Origin of the sequence: Microbulbifer sp. CAU 1566 (assembly GCF_023156515.1) — a bacterium.
Lineage (GTDB): Bacteria > Pseudomonadota > Gammaproteobacteria > Pseudomonadales > Cellvibrionaceae > Microbulbifer.
Genome location: NZ_JALNMG010000006.1, coordinates 258,962 through 279,270 on the forward strand (window position 1 = coordinate 258,962; position 20,309 = coordinate 279,270).

Genomic DNA, 20,309 nt, shown 5'->3' on the forward strand with positions numbered 1-20,309 from the left:
TGCGCCAGTAGATGCCGGAATCTTGGGCAAGCCGCTAAAATGCGCGCCTTGTTTATCTGTGATCGTAACAACCTGTTGATCGAATAATATGCGCTGGATTTTCCTCTTGTTAGTGGTTGCCAATCTCGGGCTTCTGGGGTGGTTTCTTACCGCTGAGCGGTCTCCCTCAGCGGTTACCGTATCTGTTGCGGGCTCTGATGACGCTGCGGGTATCACCCTGGTGGACGAAGCGGACCCCGACAGCCTGGTGCAGCCGGAAGCGCCTACAGTCAATGCTGCCAAGCCGCCGGTAGTCTCCGGCGGTGTAGATTCGCCACGCACGACGCCGGCGAGCCCTTCTGAGCCGCTGTGCACACTGGTGGGGCCCTTCGGTGAGGCTTATCAGGGAGAGGATGTAGCCAGGCGTTTGCAGGCGCTCCAGGTGACGGCGGCCCTGCGCGAGATCGAGATGCAGGGGCAGATGCGATACTGGGTATACCTCGCTCCGCTGAATTCCTCCCAGGAAGCATTTCGCAAGTTGCGTGAATTGCAGGCGGCGGGAATCGACAGCTATGTTATACCCAAGGGGTCGCTGGAAAACGGTATCTCATTCGGGATATTTTCCGAGGTTGAGCGCGCCCAGGCATTGGCTGAAGAATTGAAAGAGCGCGGGTTCCGTGCGCAATACCGGGAAGAGCCACAGACCTATCTCGAGCGATGGGTGGTGGTGGATGGTGACGCAGAGGGACAGATCGCTGAGGCTTTCTGGGAGCAGTTGCAGTTGGACTATCCAGAAATCGACCGGCGCCAGAACCTTTGCAGCGAGATTCGCGAGGCTGGTGACGAGTAGTTTGGCGAACAATTTGGCGTGCTTGGGCGCGGTTCCCGGGCCGCGGCTTGGAGGGATTTTTGCCGGGACAGCGGCGAGGTGAAGAAAAGCGACAATAGCCTGTTGCTTGTCAGGATCACTTCCCCTAGAATCCCGCCTCCACTTCAGGGGGTGTCAACAAACCCGAAGTGGTAAGAGCTCTGAGAGGGGTTCAAACAGAGATGCTGGCGTAGCTCAGTTGGTAGAGCAGCTGACTTGTAATCAGCCGGTCGGGGGTTCGACTCCTCTCGCCAGCTCCATCTCTTTCCTGTTTTGCAGGCTGCTGAAGAAAATCAGTTAAGTGTGTGAAATTAAAGGAAAAAATTGTTGACATCGAAATGGTTGCTGTAGAAAATACGCACCGCTTTCGAGCAGGGGTTCCCGAGTGGCCAAAGGGATCAGACTGTAAATCTGACGCGCAAGCTTCGGTGGTTCGAATCCACCCCCCTGCACCATTATTCAGATGCCTATGTGCTGGCATCGAAGGCAGAAGAGGTTGTTTGGTCTTCTGTTGTTGAAGGTTTCGCACGCGGTATGCGGGCATAGTTCAATGGTAGAACCTCAGCCTTCCAAGCTGATGATGCGGGTTCGATTCCCGCTGCCCGCTCCATTTGATTGTGTGGAGCCTTAGTTGGCAAAAGTTTGGATCGCAAGGTTTTGTCAAAAAGTCATTCGGTTTGTGCCGGATGCATTGCAGGCGGCCCCGCTTGCGGCTCGGCAGGTTTGTCGGGTCAGGAGTAAGCTCATGTAGCTCAGGGGTAGAGCACACCCTTGGTAAGGGTGAGGTCGGCGGTTCAAATCCGCCCATGAGCTCCATTATTCGTAACCGCGGTGACTTGTGTCTCCGCGGTTATTTGTATCCGGGTTTTGTGTCTTTCGCTGTCCCCGGGTGCATTGGTTCCCGAGCAGGCCCCATGGGGTGCGCGGGGGCTGTTCTTACGTAAAGTCGCTAGTTCGGCTCACGCTTATATTGGGAGGCCCGCAATGGGAAAAGAAAAGTTTGAACGTTCCAAGCCCCACGTAAACGTGGGCACCATCGGTCACGTTGACCACGGTAAAACCACCCTGACTGCTGCGCTGACCCGCGTATGTTCCGAAGTATGGGGCGGCGCTGCCGTTGCCTTCGACGGTATCGACAATGCACCGGAAGAGCGTGAGCGCGGTATCACCATCGCCACCTCTCACGTTGAATACGAGTCCCCGACCCGCCACTACGCACACGTAGACTGCCCGGGCCACGCCGACTACGTTAAAAACATGATCACCGGTGCTGCTCAGATGGACGGCGCTATCCTGGTATGTGGCGCGACTGACGGCCCTATGCCGCAGACCCGTGAGCACATCCTGCTGTCCCGTCAGGTAGGTGTACCTTACATCGTAGTATTCCTGAACAAAGCTGACCTGCTGGCAGAAGACTGCGGCGGCGCTGGTTCTGAAGAATACGCCGAGATGATGGAACTGGTAGAGATGGAGCTGCGCGAGCTGCTGGATCAATACGAATTCCCGGGTGACGACACTCCGATCATCGCTGGTTCTGCCCTGATGGCACTGAACGGTGAAGATGCAGACGAAATGGGCACCAGCGCTGTTAAGAAGCTGGTAGAAACCCTGGACGCCTACATCCCTGAGCCAGAGCGTGCTATCGATCAGCCGTTCCTGATGCCGATCGAAGACGTGTTCTCCATCTCTGGTCGCGGTACCGTAGTAACCGGCCGTGTAGAGCGTGGTATCGTTCGTACTGGTGACGAAATCCAGATCGTTGGTATCAAAGAAACCACCTCTACTACCTGTACTGGTGTTGAAATGTTCCGCAAGCTGCTCGACGAAGGTCGTGCTGGTGAGAACATCGGCGCCCTGCTGCGCGGCACCAAGCGTGACGAAGTAGAGCGTGGTCAGGTACTGGCGAAGCCGGGTTCCATCACTCCGCACACCAAGTTCGAAGCGGAAGTGTACGTACTGTCCAAGGACGAAGGTGGTCGTCACACCCCGTTCTTCAAGGGCTACCGTCCGCAGTTCTACTTCCGTACCACCGACGTAACTGGTGCGTGTGAACTGCCGGAAGGTACCGAGATGGTAATGCCGGGCGATAACGTTCAAATGACCGTTACCCTGATCGCTCCGATCGCCATGGAAGATGGTCTGCGCTTCGCGATTCGCGAAGGTGGCCGTACCGTTGGTGCTGGCGTTGTAGCCAAAATCATCGAGTAATCGATGCATTGAGTGCGGTCGTCAATATGAATTGACGGTCGCGCTTGCAAATGTGGGGTTGGATGGTATGATCCGCCCCTCATTTTTTCCGGTAGTGACGCAGTTTGCTTCCGGAAGTGTTCCAGGCCAGTAGTTCAATTGGTAGAGCACCGGTCTCCAAAACCGGCTGTTGGGGGTTCGAGTCCCTCCTGGCCTGCCAAATTTCAGATGTCCGCAAGGAGCCTGAGTTTAGGCTATCCTGTACTGCTGTCGCTCTTTGCGGTCGTTGGCAATAAAGGCGCCTTGCAGTATCTGGCGCACTAAAGGCTTCTCTGTATGAACGCTAAAGTAGAGGCGAAAACCTTTCGTCTTGACGGCCTGAAGTGGCTGCTGGTGGTGCTGCTGATTGGCGCCGCTGTAGCGGGCAACTCCTACTACGCCGAAATCCCCCTGTTGTATCGTGTGCTGGCAATCGTTGTGCTTTGCCTTGGTGCTGTTGCCGTGGCGGTGCAGACCGAGAAAGGTAATGCCTTCTGGAATCTGCTGCGCGAAGCTCAGAATGAAGTGCGTCGGGTAGTCTGGCCGAGTCGCCAGGAGGCCACTCAGACCACCCTGATCGTGGTGGTGTTTGTGCTGCTGATGGCGGTCATTCTGTGGGCGTTGGACTCCGGTCTCGGTTGGGCCGCCTCCAAGATTATTGGCTAAAGGTTAATCCATGGCAAAGCATTGGTATGTAGTTCAGGCCTACTCCGGCTATGAGAAGCGTGTGAAGACTTCTCTGAAGGAGCGCATTGAGCTGCACGAAATGGATCACCTCTTTGGCGAGGTTCTGGTGCCCACCGAGGAAGTGGTGGAAATGCGTGCCGGCCAGAAGCGTAAAAGCGAGCGCAAGTTTTTCCCTGGCTATGTGCTGGTGGAAATGGAACTGAATGATGATACCTGGCACCTGGTGAAAGAAACGCCGCGCGTGCTGGGCTTTATTGGTGGTAAGGCGGACAAGCCTGCGCCGATTACCGATCGCGAAGCTCAGGCAATCCTGAATCGCATCGATGACTCTGTTGACAAGCCCAAGCCCAAGACGCTGTTCGAGCCGGGTGAGATGGTGCGTGTCATCGACGGTCCGTTTAATGATTTCAACGGTGTGGTCGAAGAGGTCAACTACGAGAAGAGTCGCCTGCGGGTGGCGGTGTTGATCTTCGGTCGCTCCACTCCGGTAGAGCTGGAATTCGGTCAGGTAGAAAAGAGCTGATTTCGAGCTGGAAGGATTCGGCCCTCTTTCGTTTCGGCGGAAGAGGGCTTTCGCGTCCCTGAAAACCCTGTTGGGCTTTTGCTCGGCGAGGCGGGACAAAGCAGGGGAGCTGAGCGTTGCACGTTTGTATGAGTGTACAGCGCAGGCGCTAATACCCAGTTAAAGAGGAAGCTGTAATGGCTAAGAAAATAGAAGCTTACATCAAGCTGCAAGTGAAGGCCGGCCAGGCCAACCCGAGCCCCCCCGTTGGTCCTGCACTGGGTCAGCACGGTGTGAACATCATGGAGTTCTGTAAAGCGTTCAACGCACAGACCCAGAATCTGGAGCCGGGCCTGCCGGTACCAGTAGTGATCTCTGTATACAGCGATCGCTCCTTCACCTTCATCATGAAGTCGCCGCCCGCCGCTGTACTGCTGCGCAAGGCTGCCAAGATCAAGAGCGGTTCCGGCCGTCCGAATACCGACAAAGTTGGTAAAGTGACCCGCGCTCAGATCGAAGAGATCGTGGAAATGAAAAAAGCTGACCTGACTGCTTCCGATATGGACGCAGCGGTGCGCACCATCGCGGGTTCTGCGCGCAGTGCCGGTATCGAAGTGGAGGGTCTGTAAGTGGCTAAATTGACCAAACGTCAGCGCGCAATCGCTGAAAAACTGGAAGCGGGTAAAGCATACGGTTTCGACGAAGCTGTAGCGCTGCTGAAAGAATTCTCCAACGTGAAGTTCGCAGAGACTGTTGATGCCTCCATCAACCTCGGCATTGATCCGCGTAAGTCCGACCAGGCTGTTCGTGGTGCCACTACTCTGCCGCACGGTACTGGTAAAACCGTTCGTGTTGCCGTGTTCACCCAGGGTGCCAACGCCGACGCTGCTAAAGAAGCTGGTGCCGACCTGGTAGGTATGGATGAGCTGGCCGCTGAAGTAAAAGCGGGCAAGATGGATTTCGACGTGGTTGTAGCTTCTCCGGATGCTATGCGCGTTGTTGGTCAGCTGGGTCAGATCCTCGGCCCGCGCGGCCTGATGCCGAACCCGAAGACCGGCACCGTAACCCCGGACGTTGCGACTGCGGTTAAGAATGCCAAGGCTGGTCAGGTGCGTTTCCGCGCTGACAAAGGCGGCATCATTCACGGCGGTATCGGCAAAGTTGGCTTTGACGCCAATGCACTGAAAGAAAACCTGGAAGCACTGGTAGCTGACCTGAAAAAGGTCAAGCCGGCTTCCGCGAAGGGCGTGTATCTGAAGAAGATCACCCTGAGCACTACCATGGGCCCGGGTCTGACCATCGACCAGGCTACTCTGGACGTTAAATAATTTCCGAGAATTGAATTCTCTGAAGGTTAATAGCGTTCAGTAAAAAGAACTTTGGGGTTCGCCACTTTACCTGGGTTTTATTCCAGGCGGGGTGGCGGGTCGTCAAAGACCGTAGGTGTGGCGAGTATTTGAGGTTTAAATGCGCGCTGCTTAATCCACTCTCCGGCCAGGTTGGTCATTCGGTGTTAAACCGAGGAGAGCGAGCCTACGCAGACGGTGTGCCCAAACCAGTATTTTTACTGGATTTGAGCTTTAAGCACCGGAACGGATCGGGGTCATGATGTCCCGATCTTTTTTCAAATCCAGGAGTGACACTATGGCTATTGGACTCGTAGACAAGAAAGCGATTGTCGCGGAAGTCCAGCAGGCTGCTGAGGGTGCTCTGTCTGCGGTCGTTGCGGATTCCCGTGGCGTAACCGTGAATGACATGACTGCCCTGCGCAAAGAGGCTCGCGAGAACGGCGTTTGGTTGAAAGTCGTCCGCAATACTCTGGCGCGTCGCGCTCTGGCCGGTACCGAATTCGAATGTCTCATCGAGAAATTCGTCGGTCCCAGCATCATTGCCTTTTCCAACGAACATCCGGGTGCCGGCGCGCGCATCCTGAAAGAGTTCGCCAAGGGCAACGACAAGCTGGAACTGAAAGGTGCCGCCTTCGAAGGCGTAGCGACTGACATCGCTTTGTTGGCAAGCCTGCCGACTTACGATGAAGCAATCGCGAAGCTGATGAGCTGCATGAAAGAAGCCTCTGCTGGCAAACTGGTTCGCACTATTGCGGCCGTTCGCGACCAAAAAGAGCAGGAAGCTGCATAAGGGTTTCGCAAACGCGAAGCGGCAGTTTTCACTTTTTAATGAATATACGAGCAGTTTCCTGCTCACACGAAATCAGGTACTAACTCATGTCTCTGACTAAAGAAGATATCATCAATGCGATCGCTGAAATGTCTGTTAAGGACGTTGTTGAGCTGATCGAAGCTATGGAAGAGAAGTTCGGCGTAACCGCAGCTGCTGCAGTTATGGCTGGCCCGGCTGGCGGCGAAGCTGCAGCTGAAGAGAAAGACTCTTTCGACCTCGTTCTGGCTTCCGCTGGCGACAAGAAAGTGAACGTGATCAAAGCGGTTCGCAGCATCACTGGTCTGGGTCTGAAAGAAGCGAAAGCTCTGGTTGACGGCGCTCCGAGCACCGTTAAAGAAGCTCTGTCCAAAGACGACGCTGAAGCAGCCAAAAAAGAGCTGGAAGAAGCTGGCGCTACCGTAGAACTGAAGTAATTCGGTTTTACACATCACCGCCAGCAACCGCAATTCGCGGGGCTGGCGGAAAGGCTGGTGGACTTTTGTCCGCCGGCCTTTTTGCCGTTTGCAGCATCGGGCTTTTGAATGCTGAAAAACGGTCCAAATCGTGAAGTTTGCGCACAGGGCAGTATGGTTTTTAACCGCCTGTTAAAAGCGTAGTGCATTGTGCAGAGACTTCCCGCCCGGACGGGTTGCGTACTGTCAGAAATCTGACCGCATCTCTACTGAAGTCTTGTCATTGATCAAGCTGGGGAATATGAATGGCTTACTCATACACTGAGAAAAAACGTATCCGCAAGGATTTTGGCAAATTGCCTAAGGTCATGGACGTACCTTTCCTGCTTGCGATACAGCTGGACTCGTATCGCAAATTTACTCAGGCCGACACGCGCCCAGACGAGCGCCTGGATATCGGTCTGCAGGCGGCGTTCAAGTCTGTATTTCCAATTGTTAGCTATTCCGGTAACGCCGCGCTCGAATATGTGAGCTATACCCTCGGCAAGCCGGCATTTGATGTGAAGGAATGTACCCTGCGTGGCGTGACTTACGCTTGCCCGCTGCGTGTGCGTGTACGCCTGATCATTTACGATAAAGAATCTGCGAATAAGTCCATCAAGGACATTAAAGAGCAGGAAGTGTACATGGGCGAAATTCCGCTCATGACCGAAAACGGTACCTTCGTTATTAACGGTACCGAGCGTGTAATCGTATCCCAGCTGCACCGCTCCCCGGGTGTATTCTTCGATCACGACAAGGGCAAGACCCACTCTTCCGGTAAGCTGCTGTACGCCGCGCGGGTAATTCCTTACCGCGGTTCCTGGCTCGATTTCGAATTCGACCCGAAAGATCTGGTCTACGTGCGTATCGACCGTCGTCGTAAATTGCCGGCGACTATTCTGCTGCGCGCCCTGGGATACAGCTCCCAGGAAATGCTGGAAATGTTCTTCGACACCAGCAAGTTCACCCTGAATGACGACACTGTCAGCCTGGAGCTGATCCCGTCGCGCCTGCGCGGTGATGTTGCCTCCTTCGACATCAAGGACGGCAAGGGCAAAGTGATCGTGGAAGAGGGGCGTCGTATTACCCCGCGCCACATCCGTCAGCTGGAAAAGGCTGGTGTGGAAACCCTGGAAGCACCGCTGACCTACCTGAACGGCCGTGTTCTGGCCCAGGACATCATCGATGAGTCCACCGGTGAAGTGGCGGTAGAGGCGAATAGCGAAATCACTGATGAAGTGGTTGCCAAGCTCAAGGTCATGAATGTCAAAGACATCGAGACCCTGTACACCAACGACCTCGACTGCGGTCCGTTCGTTTCCGACACCCTGCGCGCTGATCCTTCCCGCACCCAGCTGGAAGCGCTGGTAGAAATCTACCGCATGATGCGCCCGGGCGAGCCGCCCACCAAGGAATCTGCGGAATCCCTGTTCGAGAACCTGTTCTTCTCTGACGAGCGTTACGACCTGTCTGCGGTTGGTCGTATGAAGTTCAACCGCCGTCTGAGTCGCGAAGACGAAACCGGTGAAGGCACCCTGAGCAAAGACGACATCGTCGATGTTCTGAAAACCCTGATCGAAATCCGCAACGGTCGCGGTATGGTCGACGATATCGACCACCTGGGTAACCGTCGCGTACGTTCCGTGGGCGAAATGGCCGAAAACCAGTTCCGCGTGGGTCTCGTGCGTGTAGAGCGCGCGGTGAAAGAGCGTCTGTCCATGGCGGAATCCGAAGGCCTGATGCCGCAGGATCTGATCAACGCCAAGCCGGTGGCCGCTGCGGTAAAAGAGTTCTTTGGCTCTTCCCAGCTGTCCCAGTTTATGGACCAGAACAACCCGCTGTCAGAAGTTACCCACAAGCGCCGTGTATCGGCTCTTGGCCCGGGTGGTCTGACCCGCGAGCGCGCGGGCTTCGAGGTGCGCGACGTGCACCCGACCCACTACGGCCGCGTGTGTCCGATTGAAACGCCGGAAGGTCCGAACATTGGTCTGATCAACTCCCTGGCCACCTATGCCCGCGCCAACCACTACGGCTTCCTGGAAAGCCCGTACCGCAAGGTTGTCGACGGCCAGGTGACCGACCAGATCGAATACCTGTCTGCGATCAACGAAGCCAACTACGTAGTTGCTCAGGCTTCCGCTGCGGTGGACGAGAACGGTCGCTTTACCGATGACCTGGTCAGCGTGCGTTACCAGTACGAATTTACCCTGAAGACCCCGGACGAAATCCAGTACATGGACGTGTCCGCCCGTCAGGTGGTATCCGTTGCTGCGGCGATGATTCCGTTCCTGGAACACGATGACGCCAACCGCGCATTGATGGGATCGAACATGCAGCGTCAGGCGGTTCCCACCCTGCGTGCTGAAAAGCCGCTGGTAGGTACCGGCATGGAGCGCACCGTAGCGCGCGACTCCGGCGTGTGTGTGGTAGCGAAGCGCGGCGGTGTGATCGAGCGTGTTGACGCCAGCCGTGTTGTTGTTCGCGTAGCGGACGATGAAGTAGAAGCCGGTGATGCGGGTGTGGATCTGTACGGTCTGACCAAGTACACCCGTTCCAACCAGAACACCTGTATCAACCAGCGCCCGATCGTGAAGACCGGTGACGTGGTTGAGCGTGGCGATATCCTGGCCGACGGCCCGTCCGTTGACCTGGGTGAGCTGGCACTGGGCCAGAACATGCGCATCGCGTTCATGCCCTGGAACGGCTACAACTTCGAGGACTCCATCCTCGTATCCGAGCGCGTGGTACAGGAAGACCGCTTCACCACCATCCACATCCAGGAACTGACCTGTATTGCCCGTGACACCAAGCTGGGCAGTGAGGAAATCACCGCGGATATCCCCAACGTGGGCGAGTCTGCGCTGAACAAGCTGGACGAGTCCGGCATCGTGTACATCGGTGCGGAAGTGGGCGCTGGCGACATTCTGGTCGGTAAGGTCACCCCGAAAGGTGAAGCCCAGCTGACTCCGGAAGAAAAACTGCTGCGTGCGATCTTCGGTGAGAAGGCCTCCGACGTTAAAGACACCTCACTGCGCGCGCCTTCCGGCACCCGCGGTACCGTGATCGACGTCCAGGTCTTCACCCGCGACGGTCTGCAGAAAGACCAGCGTTCCCTGGCGATCGAAAAAGCCCAGCTGGACGAAGTGCGCAAGGACCTGAACGAAGAGTACCGCATCGTTGAAGGTGCGACCTTCGAGCGTCTGGCCGCGGCACTGGAAGGTCAGGCAGTGGCCGGTGGCAAGGGCGTCAAGAAAGGTGACGTGCTGAATGCTGAAACCCTGTCCGCGCTGCCGCGCGAAGACTGGTTCAAGCTGCGCATGGCCGAAGAGAGCCTGAACGAGCAGTTGGAAAAAGCCGAAGCCCAGCTGAAAGAGCGTCGCAAGCTGCTGGACGAGCAGTTCGAAGACAAGAAGAAAAAGCTGGAATCCGGCGACGACCTGGCACCGGGCGTACTGAAAATCGTCAAGGTGTACCTGGCGATCAAACGTCGCATCCAGCCCGGTGACAAGATGGCCGGCCGTCACGGTAACAAAGGTGTTATCTCCGTGATCAAGCCGGTGGAAGACATGCCGTACGACGAAAACGGTGAGCCGGTGGACGTGGTTCTGAACCCGCTGGGTGTACCGTCTCGTATGAACGTCGGTCAGGTACTGGAAATGCACCTGGGTATGGCGGCGAAAGGTCTCGGCGTGAAGATCGATCGCATGGTCAAAGAAAAGCAGGAAGCGGAGAAGGTACGCGGCTTCCTGGAAGAGGTGTACAACTCCACCGGTGGCCGTGTTGAAGACCTGAATGAGCTGACGGACCAGGAAGTTCTGGCCATGGCCGAAAACCTGCGTCGCGGTGTGCCGATGGCGACTCCGGTATTCGACGGTGCGGCAGAGCCTGAAATCAAGAAACTGCTGCGTCTGGCGGACATCCCGGATTCCGGTCAGATCACCCTGTTCGACGGCCGTACTGGTGACTCTTTCGAGCGTCCGGTCACCGTGGGCTATATGTACATGCTGAAGCTGAACCACCTGGTAGACGACAAGATGCACGCGCGTTCTACCGGTTCCTACAGCCTGGTTACCCAGCAGCCGCTGGGTGGTAAGGCGCAGTTCGGTGGTCAGCGATTCGGTGAGATGGAGGTGTGGGCACTGGAAGCATACGGTGCCGCCTACACCCTGCAGGAAATGCTCACGGTCAAATCCGATGACGTTGAAGGTCGTACCAAGATGTATAAAAACATCGTGGATGGCGACCACCGCATGGAGCCGGGCATGCCCGAATCCTTCAACGTACTGGTTAAGGAAATCCGCTCGCTGGGTATGAACTTCGAGCTGGAAAACGAGTAACACTGGTATCAATCGGATTTAGTAGACAGAGGCCGGTGGCGGCGATTGCGAATCACCACCACCGGCACTTCCGGCCCCAAAGGCAGTTGGCCGGAATGACTACCCCCTAGTGGAGGAAAGGCCTTGAAAGATTTGTTAAACCTGGTGAAAGCCCAGGATCAGCTCGAAGAATTTGACGCTATCCGTATCGGTCTGGCTTCGCCGGACATGATCCGTTCCTGGTCCTACGGCGAAGTGAAAAAGCCGGAGACCATCAACTACCGTACCTTCAAACCGGAACGCGAAGGCCTGTTCTGCGCCAAGATCTTTGGCCCGGTCAAGGACTACGAGTGCCTGTGCGGTAAGTACAAGCGCATGAAGCACCGCGGCATCATCTGTGAGAAGTGCGGTGTTGAAGTGACCAAGGCCAAGGTGCGTCGTGAGCGCATGGGCCACATCGAACTGGCGAGCCCGGTTGCCCACATCTGGTTCCTGAAATCCCTGCCGTCCCGTATCGGCCTGCTGCTGGATATGACCCTGCGTGATATCGAGCGCGTGCTTTACTTCGAATCTTACGTGGTGACCGATCCGGGTATGACTACCCTGGAGCGCGGCCAGCTGCTGAACGACGAGCAGTACTTCGAAGCAATGGAAGAGTTCGCCGACGAGTTCGAAGCAAAAATGGGTGCCGAAGCCATCCAGGAGCTGATGAACGATATCGAGCTGCCGTCTGAAATTCAGCGCCTGCGCGAAGAGATTCCGGCAACCAACTCCGAGACCAAGATCAAGAAGCTGTCCAAGCGCCTGAAGCTGCTGGAAGCCTTCTACAAGTCCGGTAACAAGCCGGAGTGGATGGTCATGCAGGCACTGCCGGTTCTGCCGCCGGATCTGCGCCCGCTGGTACCGCTGGACGGTGGCCGCTTCGCGACCTCCGACCTGAACGACCTGTACCGTCGCGTGATCAACCGTAACAACCGTCTGAAGCGCCTGCTCGAGCTGAACGCGCCGGACATCATCGTGCGCAACGAAAAGCGCATGCTGCAGGAGTCTGTTGACGCCTTGCTGGACAACGGCCGTCGCGGCCGTGCCATCACCGGTTCCAACAAGCGCCCGCTGAAATCCCTGGCCGACATGATCAAGGGTAAGCAGGGTCGTTTCCGTCAGAACCTGCTGGGTAAACGTGTCGATTACTCCGGTCGTTCCGTGATCGTGGTTGGTCCGACCCTGCGTCTGCACCAGTGTGGTCTGCCCAAGAAAATGGCGCTTGAGCTGTTCAAGCCGTTCATTTTCGGCAAGCTGGAAGCCCGCGGCCTGGCCACCACCATCAAGGCGGCCAAGAAGATGGTCGAGCGCGAAGAAGCGGTGGTGTGGGACATCCTCGACGAAGTGATCCGCGAGCACCCGGTACTGCTGAACCGTGCACCGACCCTGCACCGTCTGGGTATCCAGGCGTTTGAGCCGGTACTGATTGAAGGTAAGGCGATTCAGCTGCACCCGCTGGTGTGTGCGGCGTACAACGCTGACTTCGACGGTGACCAGATGGCGGTACACGTACCGCTGACGATCGAAGCGCAGATGGAATCCCGCGCGCTGATGATGTCCACCAACAACATCCTGTCGCCCGCCAACGGTGAGCCGATCATCGTACCGTCTCAGGACGTGGTACTGGGCCTGTACTGGATGACCCGTGAGCGCGTGAACGATAAAGGTGAAGGCATGTTCTTCTCCGATATCAAGGAAGTCAGCCGTGCCTTCTACGCCAAGCAGGTTGGCCTGCAGGCGCGAGTGAAAGTGCGCATCAACGAAGCGGTCATCGGTGAAGACGGTGAAAAACACCCGTCGCGCAAGGTATACGACACTACCGTAGGCCGTGCCCTGCTGTGGAACATCGTACCGGAAGGCCTGCCCTTCGAGTACGTGAACCAGCCGATGAAGAAGAAGGCGATTTCCCGCGTTCTGAACGAGTGCTACCGCAAGGTGGGCCTGAAGGCGACCGTCATCTTTGCTGACCAGCTGATGTACACCGGTTTTGACTTCTCCACCAAGTCCGGTTCCTCCATCGGTGTGAACGACTTCGAGATCCCGGCGGCCAAGGCCGACCTGATCGCTTCCGCGGAAGAGGAAGTGAAAGAGATCGAAACCCAGTTCGCATCCGGTCTGGTAACCGCGGGTGAGAAATACAACAAGGTCATCGACGTCTGGTCCCGTACCAACGACAAAGTGACCCAGGCGATGATGGCCGGTATCAAGAAAGAGCCGGTAATCGATCGCGACGGTAAAGAGACCGAGCAGGACTCCTTTAACTCCGTCTACATGTACGCGGATTCCGGCGCTCGTGGTTCTGAAGCGCAGATCCGTCAGTTGGCCGGTATGCGTGGCCTGATGGCGCGTCCGGATGGCTCCATTATCGAGAACGCCATTACCGCGAACTTCCGTGAAGGTCTGAGCGTACTGCAGTACTTCATCTCGACCCACGGTGCTCGTAAAGGTCTGGCGGATACCGCACTGAAAACCGCGAACTCCGGTTACCTGACCCGCCGTCTGGTAGACGTGGCTCAGGACGTGGTTATCACCGAAATCGACTGTGGTACCGACGATGGTCTGACCATGGCGCCGGTAATTGAGGGCGGCGACGTCATCGAATCCCTCGGTGACCGTATCCTCGGCCGTGTGGTTGCGCGCGACGTAACCAAGCCGGGCAGCGACGAGATCGCGGTGCCTGCGGGCACCATGATCGACGAGAAGTGGGTAGAGCGTATCGAAACCCTGGGTATCGACGAGGTAATGGTGCGTTCCGCAATTACCTGTGAGACCGCCCATGGTATCTGTGCCCAGTGTTACGGCCGCGACCTGGCCCGTGGTCACCGCGCCAACCCAGGTGAGTCCGTGGGTGTTGTGGCGGCCCAGTCCATTGGTGAGCCGGGTACCCAGCTGACCATGCGTACCTTCCACATTGGTGGTGCGGCAAGTCGTGCTTCTGCGGCGGACAGCATTCAGGTGAAGCAGCCTGGTACCGTGCGTCTGCACAACGTGAAGACCGTAAAAACTGAAGGCGGTAACCTGGTGGCAGTTTCCCGCTCCGGTGAGCTGGCAGTGGCCGATAGCGCCGGTCGTGAGCGCGAGCGTTACAAGCTGCCTTACGGTGCTGTGATCAGTGTTGACGAAGGTTCGACCATCGACGGTGGCCAGATCGTGGCCAAGTGGGACCCGCACACTCACCCGATCATTACCGAGGTGGCCGGTTGGGTGAAACTGTCCGGTATGGAAGACGGTCTGTCCATTCGCAAGCAGACTGACGAAATTACCGGTCTGTCCTCCATCGAGGTCATCGACCCGGCAGAGCGCCCGGCGGCGGGTAAAGATCTGCGTCCGGCCGTAACCCTGGTTGACGAGAATGGCGAAGAACTGACTCTGGCGAGCAGCAATGCACCGGCGCACTATGCGCTGCCGCCGCGGGCTATCCTCAGTCTGAAAGACAGCGACAAGGTGAACGTCGGTGACGTAATCGCGCGTATTCCGCAGGAATCCGGCAAGACCAAGGATATTACCGGTGGTCTGCCGCGAGTTGCCGACCTGTTCGAAGCCCGTAAGCCGAAAGAGCCGTCCATCCTGGCGGAGATCTCCGGTACCGTGTCTTTCGGTAAAGAAACCAAAGGCAAGGTTCGCCTGCAGATCACCCCGCGTGATGGCAAGCCGCTGGCTAATGGCAAGGATCACTACGAAGTACTGATTCCAAAGCACCGCCAGCTGACCGTATTCGAAGGTGAAACCGTAGAGAAGGGTGAGGTTATCTCTGATGGCCCGTCCAACCCGCACGACATTCTGCGTCTTAAGGGCGTGGAAGAACTGGCGCGCTACATCACCAACGAGATCCAGGAGGTTTACCGCCTCCAGGGTGTAGGCATCAACGATAAGCACATCGAGACCATCGTGCGTCAGATGCTGCGTAAAGTTGAGATCCTCGAGATGGGCGACTCTGAGTTCATTAAGGGCGACCAGGTGGAGTACCAGCGCGTGGTGGAAGAGAACGAGCGCCTGCGTGCTGAAGGCAAGCAACCGGCTCAGTTCGAGCGTCTGCTGCTGGGTATCACCAAAGCGTCTCTGGCGACCGAGTCCTTCCTGTCTGCGGCCTCCTTCCAGGAGACCACCCGGGTGCTGACCGAAGCGGCGGTAACCGGCAAGGAAGACAGCCTGCGCGGCCTGAAGGAAAACGTGGTAGTGGGACGTCTGATCCCGGCCGGTACCGGCCTGGCGTACCACACCGAGCGCAAGCGCAAGCGCAGCCTGCAAATGAGCCAGGGCGGTTACGCCGACGGCCCGTCTGCAGAGGAAGTGGAAGCAGCGCTGACCGAAGCCCTGAAATCTTCCGGGGACTGAGGTCGATAGAACGGAGTGGTCTGATCAGGAGGTTGACTGAAAAGTCGTTCCTCCTGGTCGGTTCCGGATAGCAATCATAAGCCGGAGTTAGTGTTTACTTCGGTGGGTGGTTGACTAGGGGTGCCGTCGCTTATAGAATGCGGCCCCCGCTAATGGGGTAAGGCTGTTTTTTGTCCTCGGGCGAAAGGCGGTCATGCACTGACGATAGGCCCTCACTGCTGTAGATGGTGGGGGCGTTTTATTTTGGAGTGATTTTTAATGGCAACGATCAACCAGTTGGTTCGTAAGCCGAGAAAACGCAAAGTTGAAAAAAGCGACGTACCTGCACTGCAAGCCAGCCCGCAGCGTCGTGGAGTTTGCACTCGTGTGTACACCACTACACCGAAGAAACCAAACTCTGCGCTGCGTAAAGTTTGTCGTGTGCGCCTGACCAACGGTTACGAAGTAACTTCGTACATCGGTGGTGAAGGCCACAACCTGCAGGAGCACAGCGTGGTGCTGATTCGCGGCGGTCGTGTAAAAGACCTGCCGGGTGTGCGCTACCACACTGTACGCGGTGCACTTGACTGTGCCGGCGTAAACGATCGCAAGCAGGGCCGTTCTAAGTACGGTGCCAAGCGCCCTAAGGGTTAATCCCTAAGGTCAATTTGCGTTTCGGTTTAACGAATAACCGGAGTAAGGCTGAGCTCGCCGAGTTGTAATTACTATTTGTTAGTTAATACGGCGGCGTCTCGGAGTAACCCTGAAGAGAGGCAATACCATGCCAAGAAGACGTGTAGTCGCCAAGCGCGAAGTACTGCCCGATCCCAAGTTTGGGAACGTGACCCTGGCCAAGTTCATGAACCATGTCATGATCTCTGGTAAGAAGTCTGTGGCAGAGAGCATCGTTTACGGTGCACTGGATCTGGTTTCAGAAAAGCTGAACAAAGATCCGATCGAAATTTTTGAAGAGTCCCTGGAAAACATCGCCCCGATGGTGGAAGTAAAATCCCGTCGCGTTGGTGGTGCTACTTACCAGGTGCCGGTAGAAGTGCGTCCCGCACGTCGTACCGCGCTGGCAATGCGCTGGCTGGTAGATTTCTCCCGTAAGCGCGGTGAGAAGTCTATGGCGCAGCGTCTGGCCAATGAAATGATCGATGCTTCCCAGAACAAGGGCGGCGCGGTCAAGAAGCGTGAAGACGTGCACCGTATGGCGGAAGCCAACAAAGCGTTCTCTCACTATCGTTTCTAAGATAGTGACGCTTCTAAGTCTGATGATTATTTCCATCGGAAATTAAAACCGAAAGGCAGCAAGGAAGGTAAAACTCCGCGCTGCCTTTTGCCGTTATATCGAGGATACAACTGTGGCACGTAAAACGCCTATCGAACGCTATCGCAATATCGGTATCTGCGCCCACGTAGACGCCGGTAAAACCACTACTACCGAGCGCGTACTCTTCTACACTGGTCTGTCCCACAAAATCGGTGAGGTGCACGAAGGCGCCGCAACCATGGACTGGATGGAGCAGGAGCAGGAGCGTGGTATTACCATTACTTCTGCAGCGACCACCTGTTTCTGGGCTGGTATGCAGCAGCAGTTCCCGCAGCACCGTGTAAACATCATCGACACCCCCGGACACGTTGACTTCACCATTGAAGTAGAACGTTCCCTGCGTGTACTCGACGGTGCCGTGGTCGTACTGTGCGGCTCTTCCGGCGTACAGCCGCAGACCGAAACCGTATGGCGCCAGGCCAACAAATACCAGGTTCCGCGCATGGTATTTGTCAACAAAATGGACCGCGCTGGTGCCGACTTCCGCAAGGTTGTAGGCCAGCTGAAAACCCGTCTGAACGCCACTGCAGTACCGCTGCAGATGACCATCGGTTCTGAAGACGAGTTCAAGGGCGTTGTCGACCTGCTGAAAATGAAAGCCATCCTGTGGAACGAAGAAGACATGGGGATGACTTTCGAATACGGCGATATCCCGGCGGATATGCAGGACGAGTGCGAAGAAATGCGCGAGTTCCTGGTTGAAGCGGCGGCGGAAGCCAACGAAGAACTGATGGAAAAATACCTGGAAGAAGGTGAGCTGACCGAAGAAGAGATCAAGGCAGCTATCCGTCAGCGTACCCTGGCTAACGAAATCGTACCGGTTTTGGGCGGCTCTGCGTTCAAGAACAAGGGCGTACAGGCCATGCTGGACGCGGTTATCGAATACCTGCCGGCGCCGACTGAAGTTAAGGCGATCGAAGGTACTCTGGAAGACGGCGAAACCGTTGAAACCCGTGAAGCTGACGACAGTGCGCCGTTCGCTGCACTGGCGTTCAAAATCGCTACCGACCCCTTCGTTGGTACTCTGACCTTCTTCCGCGTTTACTCCGGTAAGCTGGAGAGCGGCACCGCGGTATACAACTCCGTGAAGATGAAGAAAGAGCGCGTCGGCCGTATGGTGCAGATGCACTCCAACGATCGTAAAGAGATCAAAGAAGTACTGGCGGGCGACATCGCTGCTGCGATCGGCCTGAAAGACGTGACCACTGGTGACACCCTGTGTGCCGAAGACGCCAAGATCGTTCTCGAGCGTATGGAGTTCCCGGAGCCGGTAATCTCCGTAGCGGTAGAGCCTAAGTCCAAGCCGGACCAGGAAAAAATGGGTATCGCACTGGGCAAGCTGGCTCAGGAAGACCCGTCTTTCCGCGTTAAGACCGACGAAGAGACTGGCCAGACCATCATCTCCGGTATGGGTGAGCTGCACCTGGACATCATCGTCGACCGTATGCGTCGCGAGTTCAGCGTAGAAGCCAACATCGGTAAGCCGCAGGTAGCCTACCGTGAAGCTATCCGCAACACCTCTGAGATCGAAGGCAAGTTCGTTCGTCAGTCTGGTGGTCGCGGTCAGTACGGTCACGTATGGGTGAAATTCGAGCCGGCTGAAGACACTTCCGAAGAGAAGCTGGTCTTCGAAAACGCCATCGTTGGTGGTGTGGTACCGAAGGAATACATTCCTGCGGTTGCTAAGGGTATCGAAGAGCAGATGAAAAACGGTGTACTTGCCGGCTACCCACTGCTGGGCCTGAAGGCTACCCTGTACGATGGCTCCTTCCACGATGTGGACTCCAACGAAATGGCGTTCAAGATCGCCGGTTCCATGGCAACCAAGAAGCTGGCTCAGGTCGGCGGCGCGGTACTGCTCGAGCCGGTCATGAAAGTGGAAGTGGTTACTCCGGAAGAGAACATGGGTGACGTGGTTGGTGACCTCAACCGTCGTCGCGGCCTGATCCAGGGTATGGAAGATTCTGCCTCTGGTAAGATTGTGAATGCGGAAGTGCCGCTGGCCGAGATGTTCGGCTACGCCACTGACCTGCGTTCTGCTACCCAGGGCCGTGCGACCTACACCATGGAATTCGAGAAGTACGCGGAAGCGCCGAAAAACGTCGCTGACGAAATCATCGCCAAGAACAAAGCTTAAGCTTTAGTACCTTTAAAACTTTTTAGTTAGAGGATCCTGAAAATGGGAAAAGAAAAGTTTGAACGTTCCAAGCCCCACGTAAACGTGGGCACCATCGGTCACGTTGACCACGGTAAAACCACCCTGACTGCTGCGCTGACCCGCGTATGTTCCGAAGTATGGGGCGGCGCTGCCGTTGCCTTCGACGGCATCGACAATGCACCGGAAGAGCGTGAGCGCGGTATCACCATCGCCACCTCTCACGTTGAATACGAGTCCCCGACCCGCCACTACGCACACGTAGACTGCCCGGGCCACGCCGACTACGTTAAAAACATGATCACCGGTGCTGCTCAGATGGACGGCGCTATCCTGGTATGTGGCGCGACTGACGGCCCTATGCCGCAGACCCGTGAGCACATCCTGCTGTCCCGTCAGGTAGGTGTACCTTACATCGTAGTATTCCTGAACAAAGCTGACCTGCTGGCAGAAGACTGTGGCGGCGCTGGTTCTGAAGAATACGCCGAGATGATGGAACTGGTAGAGATGGAGCTGCGCGAGCTGCTGGATCAATACGAATTCCCGGGTGACGACACTCCGATCATCGCTGGTTCTGCCCTGATGGCACTGAACGGTGAAGATGCAGACGAAATGGGCACCAGCGCTGTTAAGAAGCTGGTAGAAACCCTGGACGCCTACATCCCTGAGCCTGAGCGTGCTATCGATCAGCCGTTCCTGATGCCGATCGAAGACGTGTTCTCCATCTCTGGTCGCGGTACCGTAGTAACCGGCCGTGTAGAGCGTGGTATCGTTCGCACTGGTGACGAAATCCAGATCGTTGGTATCAAAGAAACCACCTCTACTACCTGTACTGGTGTTGAAATGTTCCGCAAGCTGCTCGACGAAGGTCGTGCTGGTGAGAACATCGGCGCCCTGCTGCGCGGCACCAAGCGTGACGAAGTAGAGCGTGGTCAGGTACTGGCGAAGCCGGGTTCCATCACTCCGCACACCAAGTTCGAAGCGGAAGTGTACGTACTGTCCAAGGACGAAGGTGGTCGTCACACCCCGTTCTTCAAGGGCTACCGTCCGCAGTTCTACTTCCGTACCACCGACGTAACTGGTGCGTGCGAACTGCCGGAAGGTACCGAGATGGTAATGCCGGGCGATAACGTTCAAATGACCGTTACCCTGATCGCTCCGATCGCCATGGAAGACGGTCTGCGCTTCGCGATTCGCGAAGGTGGCCGTACCGTTGGTGCTGGCGTTGTAGCCAAGATCATCGAGTAATCTCTACTCCTGATCTGAAGCAAA

The 20,309-nt window shown here is 56.5% G+C and carries 14 protein-coding genes and 5 tRNA genes; all 19 read left to right on the plus strand.

What is annotated here, in order from left to right:
• Positions 1–88: 88 nt before the first annotated feature.
• The 19 genes from M0G74_RS15595 to tuf (M0G74_RS15685) all read left to right on the plus strand — a co-directional run bounded on the left by M0G74_RS15595 (position 89) and on the right by tuf (M0G74_RS15685) (position 20,285).
• Positions 89–829, plus strand: coding sequence for an SPOR domain-containing protein (locus M0G74_RS15595; RefSeq protein ID WP_248219389.1), 741 nt, complete (start codon positions 89–91; stop codon positions 827–829).
• A gap of 202 nt (positions 830–1,031) precedes the next feature.
• Positions 1,032–1,107, plus strand: a tRNA-Thr gene (locus M0G74_RS15600).
• A gap of 111 nt (positions 1,108–1,218) precedes the next feature.
• A tRNA-Tyr gene (locus M0G74_RS15605) sits at positions 1,219–1,302 on the plus strand.
• An 81-nt stretch (positions 1,303–1,383) separates the two neighbouring features.
• Positions 1,384–1,457, plus strand: a tRNA-Gly gene (locus M0G74_RS15610).
• 131 nt (positions 1,458–1,588) lie between these two features.
• Positions 1,589–1,663, plus strand: a tRNA-Thr gene (locus M0G74_RS15615).
• A gap of 168 nt (positions 1,664–1,831) precedes the next feature.
• Entirely contained in the window at positions 1,832–3,055 is a 1,224-nt protein-coding gene (tuf, locus tag M0G74_RS15620) for an elongation factor Tu (protein WP_160154560.1), read from the plus strand.
• Between the two features lie 123 nt (positions 3,056–3,178).
• Positions 3,179–3,254: transfer RNA gene (locus M0G74_RS15625), tRNA-Trp, on the plus strand.
• A gap of 116 nt (positions 3,255–3,370) precedes the next feature.
• On the plus strand, positions 3,371–3,739 hold the full coding sequence (gene secE, locus M0G74_RS15630) for a preprotein translocase subunit SecE (protein WP_160154568.1): 369 nt from the start codon (positions 3,371–3,373) through the stop codon (positions 3,737–3,739).
• A gap of 10 nt (positions 3,740–3,749) precedes the next feature.
• Positions 3,750–4,283 (plus strand): transcription termination/antitermination protein NusG, encoded by a 534-nt coding sequence (nusG, locus tag M0G74_RS15635; RefSeq protein ID WP_224871603.1) that lies wholly within the window; start codon positions 3,750–3,752, stop codon positions 4,281–4,283.
• A 176-nt stretch (positions 4,284–4,459) separates the two neighbouring features.
• Complete coding sequence (gene rplK, locus M0G74_RS15640) at positions 4,460–4,891, plus strand: 50S ribosomal protein L11 (RefSeq protein WP_160154567.1); 432 nt, start codon at positions 4,460–4,462, stop codon at positions 4,889–4,891.
• Complete coding sequence (gene rplA / locus M0G74_RS15645; RefSeq protein WP_248219394.1) at positions 4,892–5,590, plus strand: 50S ribosomal protein L1; 699 nt, start codon at positions 4,892–4,894, stop codon at positions 5,588–5,590.
• A 316-nt stretch (positions 5,591–5,906) separates the two neighbouring features.
• Positions 5,907–6,401 carry a 50S ribosomal protein L10 gene (rplJ, locus tag M0G74_RS15650; protein WP_160154565.1) on the plus strand — a complete coding sequence of 165 codons (495 nt, stop codon included), beginning with the start codon at positions 5,907–5,909 and terminating at the stop codon, positions 6,399–6,401.
• An 86-nt stretch (positions 6,402–6,487) separates the two neighbouring features.
• Entirely contained in the window at positions 6,488–6,856 is a 369-nt protein-coding gene (gene rplL / locus M0G74_RS15655) for a 50S ribosomal protein L7/L12 (RefSeq protein ID WP_160154564.1), read from the plus strand.
• A 284-nt stretch (positions 6,857–7,140) separates the two neighbouring features.
• A complete protein-coding gene (gene rpoB, locus M0G74_RS15660) occupies positions 7,141–11,214 on the plus strand; it encodes a DNA-directed RNA polymerase subunit beta (protein ID WP_160154563.1) in 4,074 nt (1,357 codons plus the stop codon).
• A 123-nt stretch (positions 11,215–11,337) separates the two neighbouring features.
• Positions 11,338–15,570: a DNA-directed RNA polymerase subunit beta' gene (rpoC, locus tag M0G74_RS15665; RefSeq protein WP_160154562.1), complete on the plus strand. Its 4,233-nt coding sequence runs from the start codon at positions 11,338–11,340 to the stop codon at positions 15,568–15,570.
• Positions 15,571–15,828: 258 nt separating this feature from the next.
• The gene (rpsL, locus tag M0G74_RS15670; RefSeq protein WP_067150990.1) at positions 15,829–16,203 is read left to right on the plus strand and encodes a 30S ribosomal protein S12; all 375 of its coding nucleotides are present in this window, start codon (positions 15,829–15,831) and stop codon (positions 16,201–16,203) included.
• A 127-nt stretch (positions 16,204–16,330) separates the two neighbouring features.
• Complete coding sequence (gene rpsG, locus M0G74_RS15675; RefSeq protein WP_010130334.1) at positions 16,331–16,801, plus strand: 30S ribosomal protein S7; 471 nt, start codon at positions 16,331–16,333, stop codon at positions 16,799–16,801.
• A 112-nt stretch (positions 16,802–16,913) separates the two neighbouring features.
• Positions 16,914–19,019 carry an elongation factor G gene (gene fusA, locus M0G74_RS15680; protein WP_248219397.1) on the plus strand — a complete coding sequence of 702 codons (2,106 nt, stop codon included), beginning with the start codon at positions 16,914–16,916 and terminating at the stop codon, positions 19,017–19,019.
• 42 nt (positions 19,020–19,061) lie between these two features.
• Entirely contained in the window at positions 19,062–20,285 is a 1,224-nt protein-coding gene (gene tuf / locus M0G74_RS15685; RefSeq protein ID WP_160154560.1) for an elongation factor Tu, read from the plus strand.
• Positions 20,286–20,309: the final 24 nt, after the last annotated feature.

What these genes read in the sequence shown, in the direction of transcription:
- tuf (WP_160154560.1), top strand. Translation starts at nt 1,832, where the DNA reads ATGGGAAAAGAAAAGTTTGAACGTTCCAAGCCCCACGTAAACGTGGGC.
- rpsL (WP_067150990.1), top strand. Translation starts at nt 15,829, where the DNA reads ATGGCAACGATCAACCAGTTGGTTCGTAAGCCGAGAAAACGCAAAGTT.
- rplL (WP_160154564.1), top strand. Translation starts at nt 6,488, where the DNA reads ATGTCTCTGACTAAAGAAGATATCATCAATGCGATCGCTGAAATGTCT.
- tuf (WP_160154560.1), top strand. Translation starts at nt 19,062, where the DNA reads ATGGGAAAAGAAAAGTTTGAACGTTCCAAGCCCCACGTAAACGTGGGC.
- rplJ (WP_160154565.1), top strand. Translation starts at nt 5,907, where the DNA reads ATGGCTATTGGACTCGTAGACAAGAAAGCGATTGTCGCGGAAGTCCAG.
- rplK (WP_160154567.1), top strand. Translation starts at nt 4,460, where the DNA reads ATGGCTAAGAAAATAGAAGCTTACATCAAGCTGCAAGTGAAGGCCGGC.
- secE (WP_160154568.1), top strand. Translation starts at nt 3,371, where the DNA reads ATGAACGCTAAAGTAGAGGCGAAAACCTTTCGTCTTGACGGCCTGAAG.
- nusG (WP_224871603.1), top strand. Translation starts at nt 3,750, where the DNA reads ATGGCAAAGCATTGGTATGTAGTTCAGGCCTACTCCGGCTATGAGAAG.
- M0G74_RS15595 (WP_248219389.1), top strand. Translation starts at nt 89, where the DNA reads ATGCGCTGGATTTTCCTCTTGTTAGTGGTTGCCAATCTCGGGCTTCTG.
- rpoB (WP_160154563.1), top strand. Translation starts at nt 7,141, where the DNA reads ATGGCTTACTCATACACTGAGAAAAAACGTATCCGCAAGGATTTTGGC.
- rpsG (WP_010130334.1), top strand. Translation starts at nt 16,331, where the DNA reads ATGCCAAGAAGACGTGTAGTCGCCAAGCGCGAAGTACTGCCCGATCCC.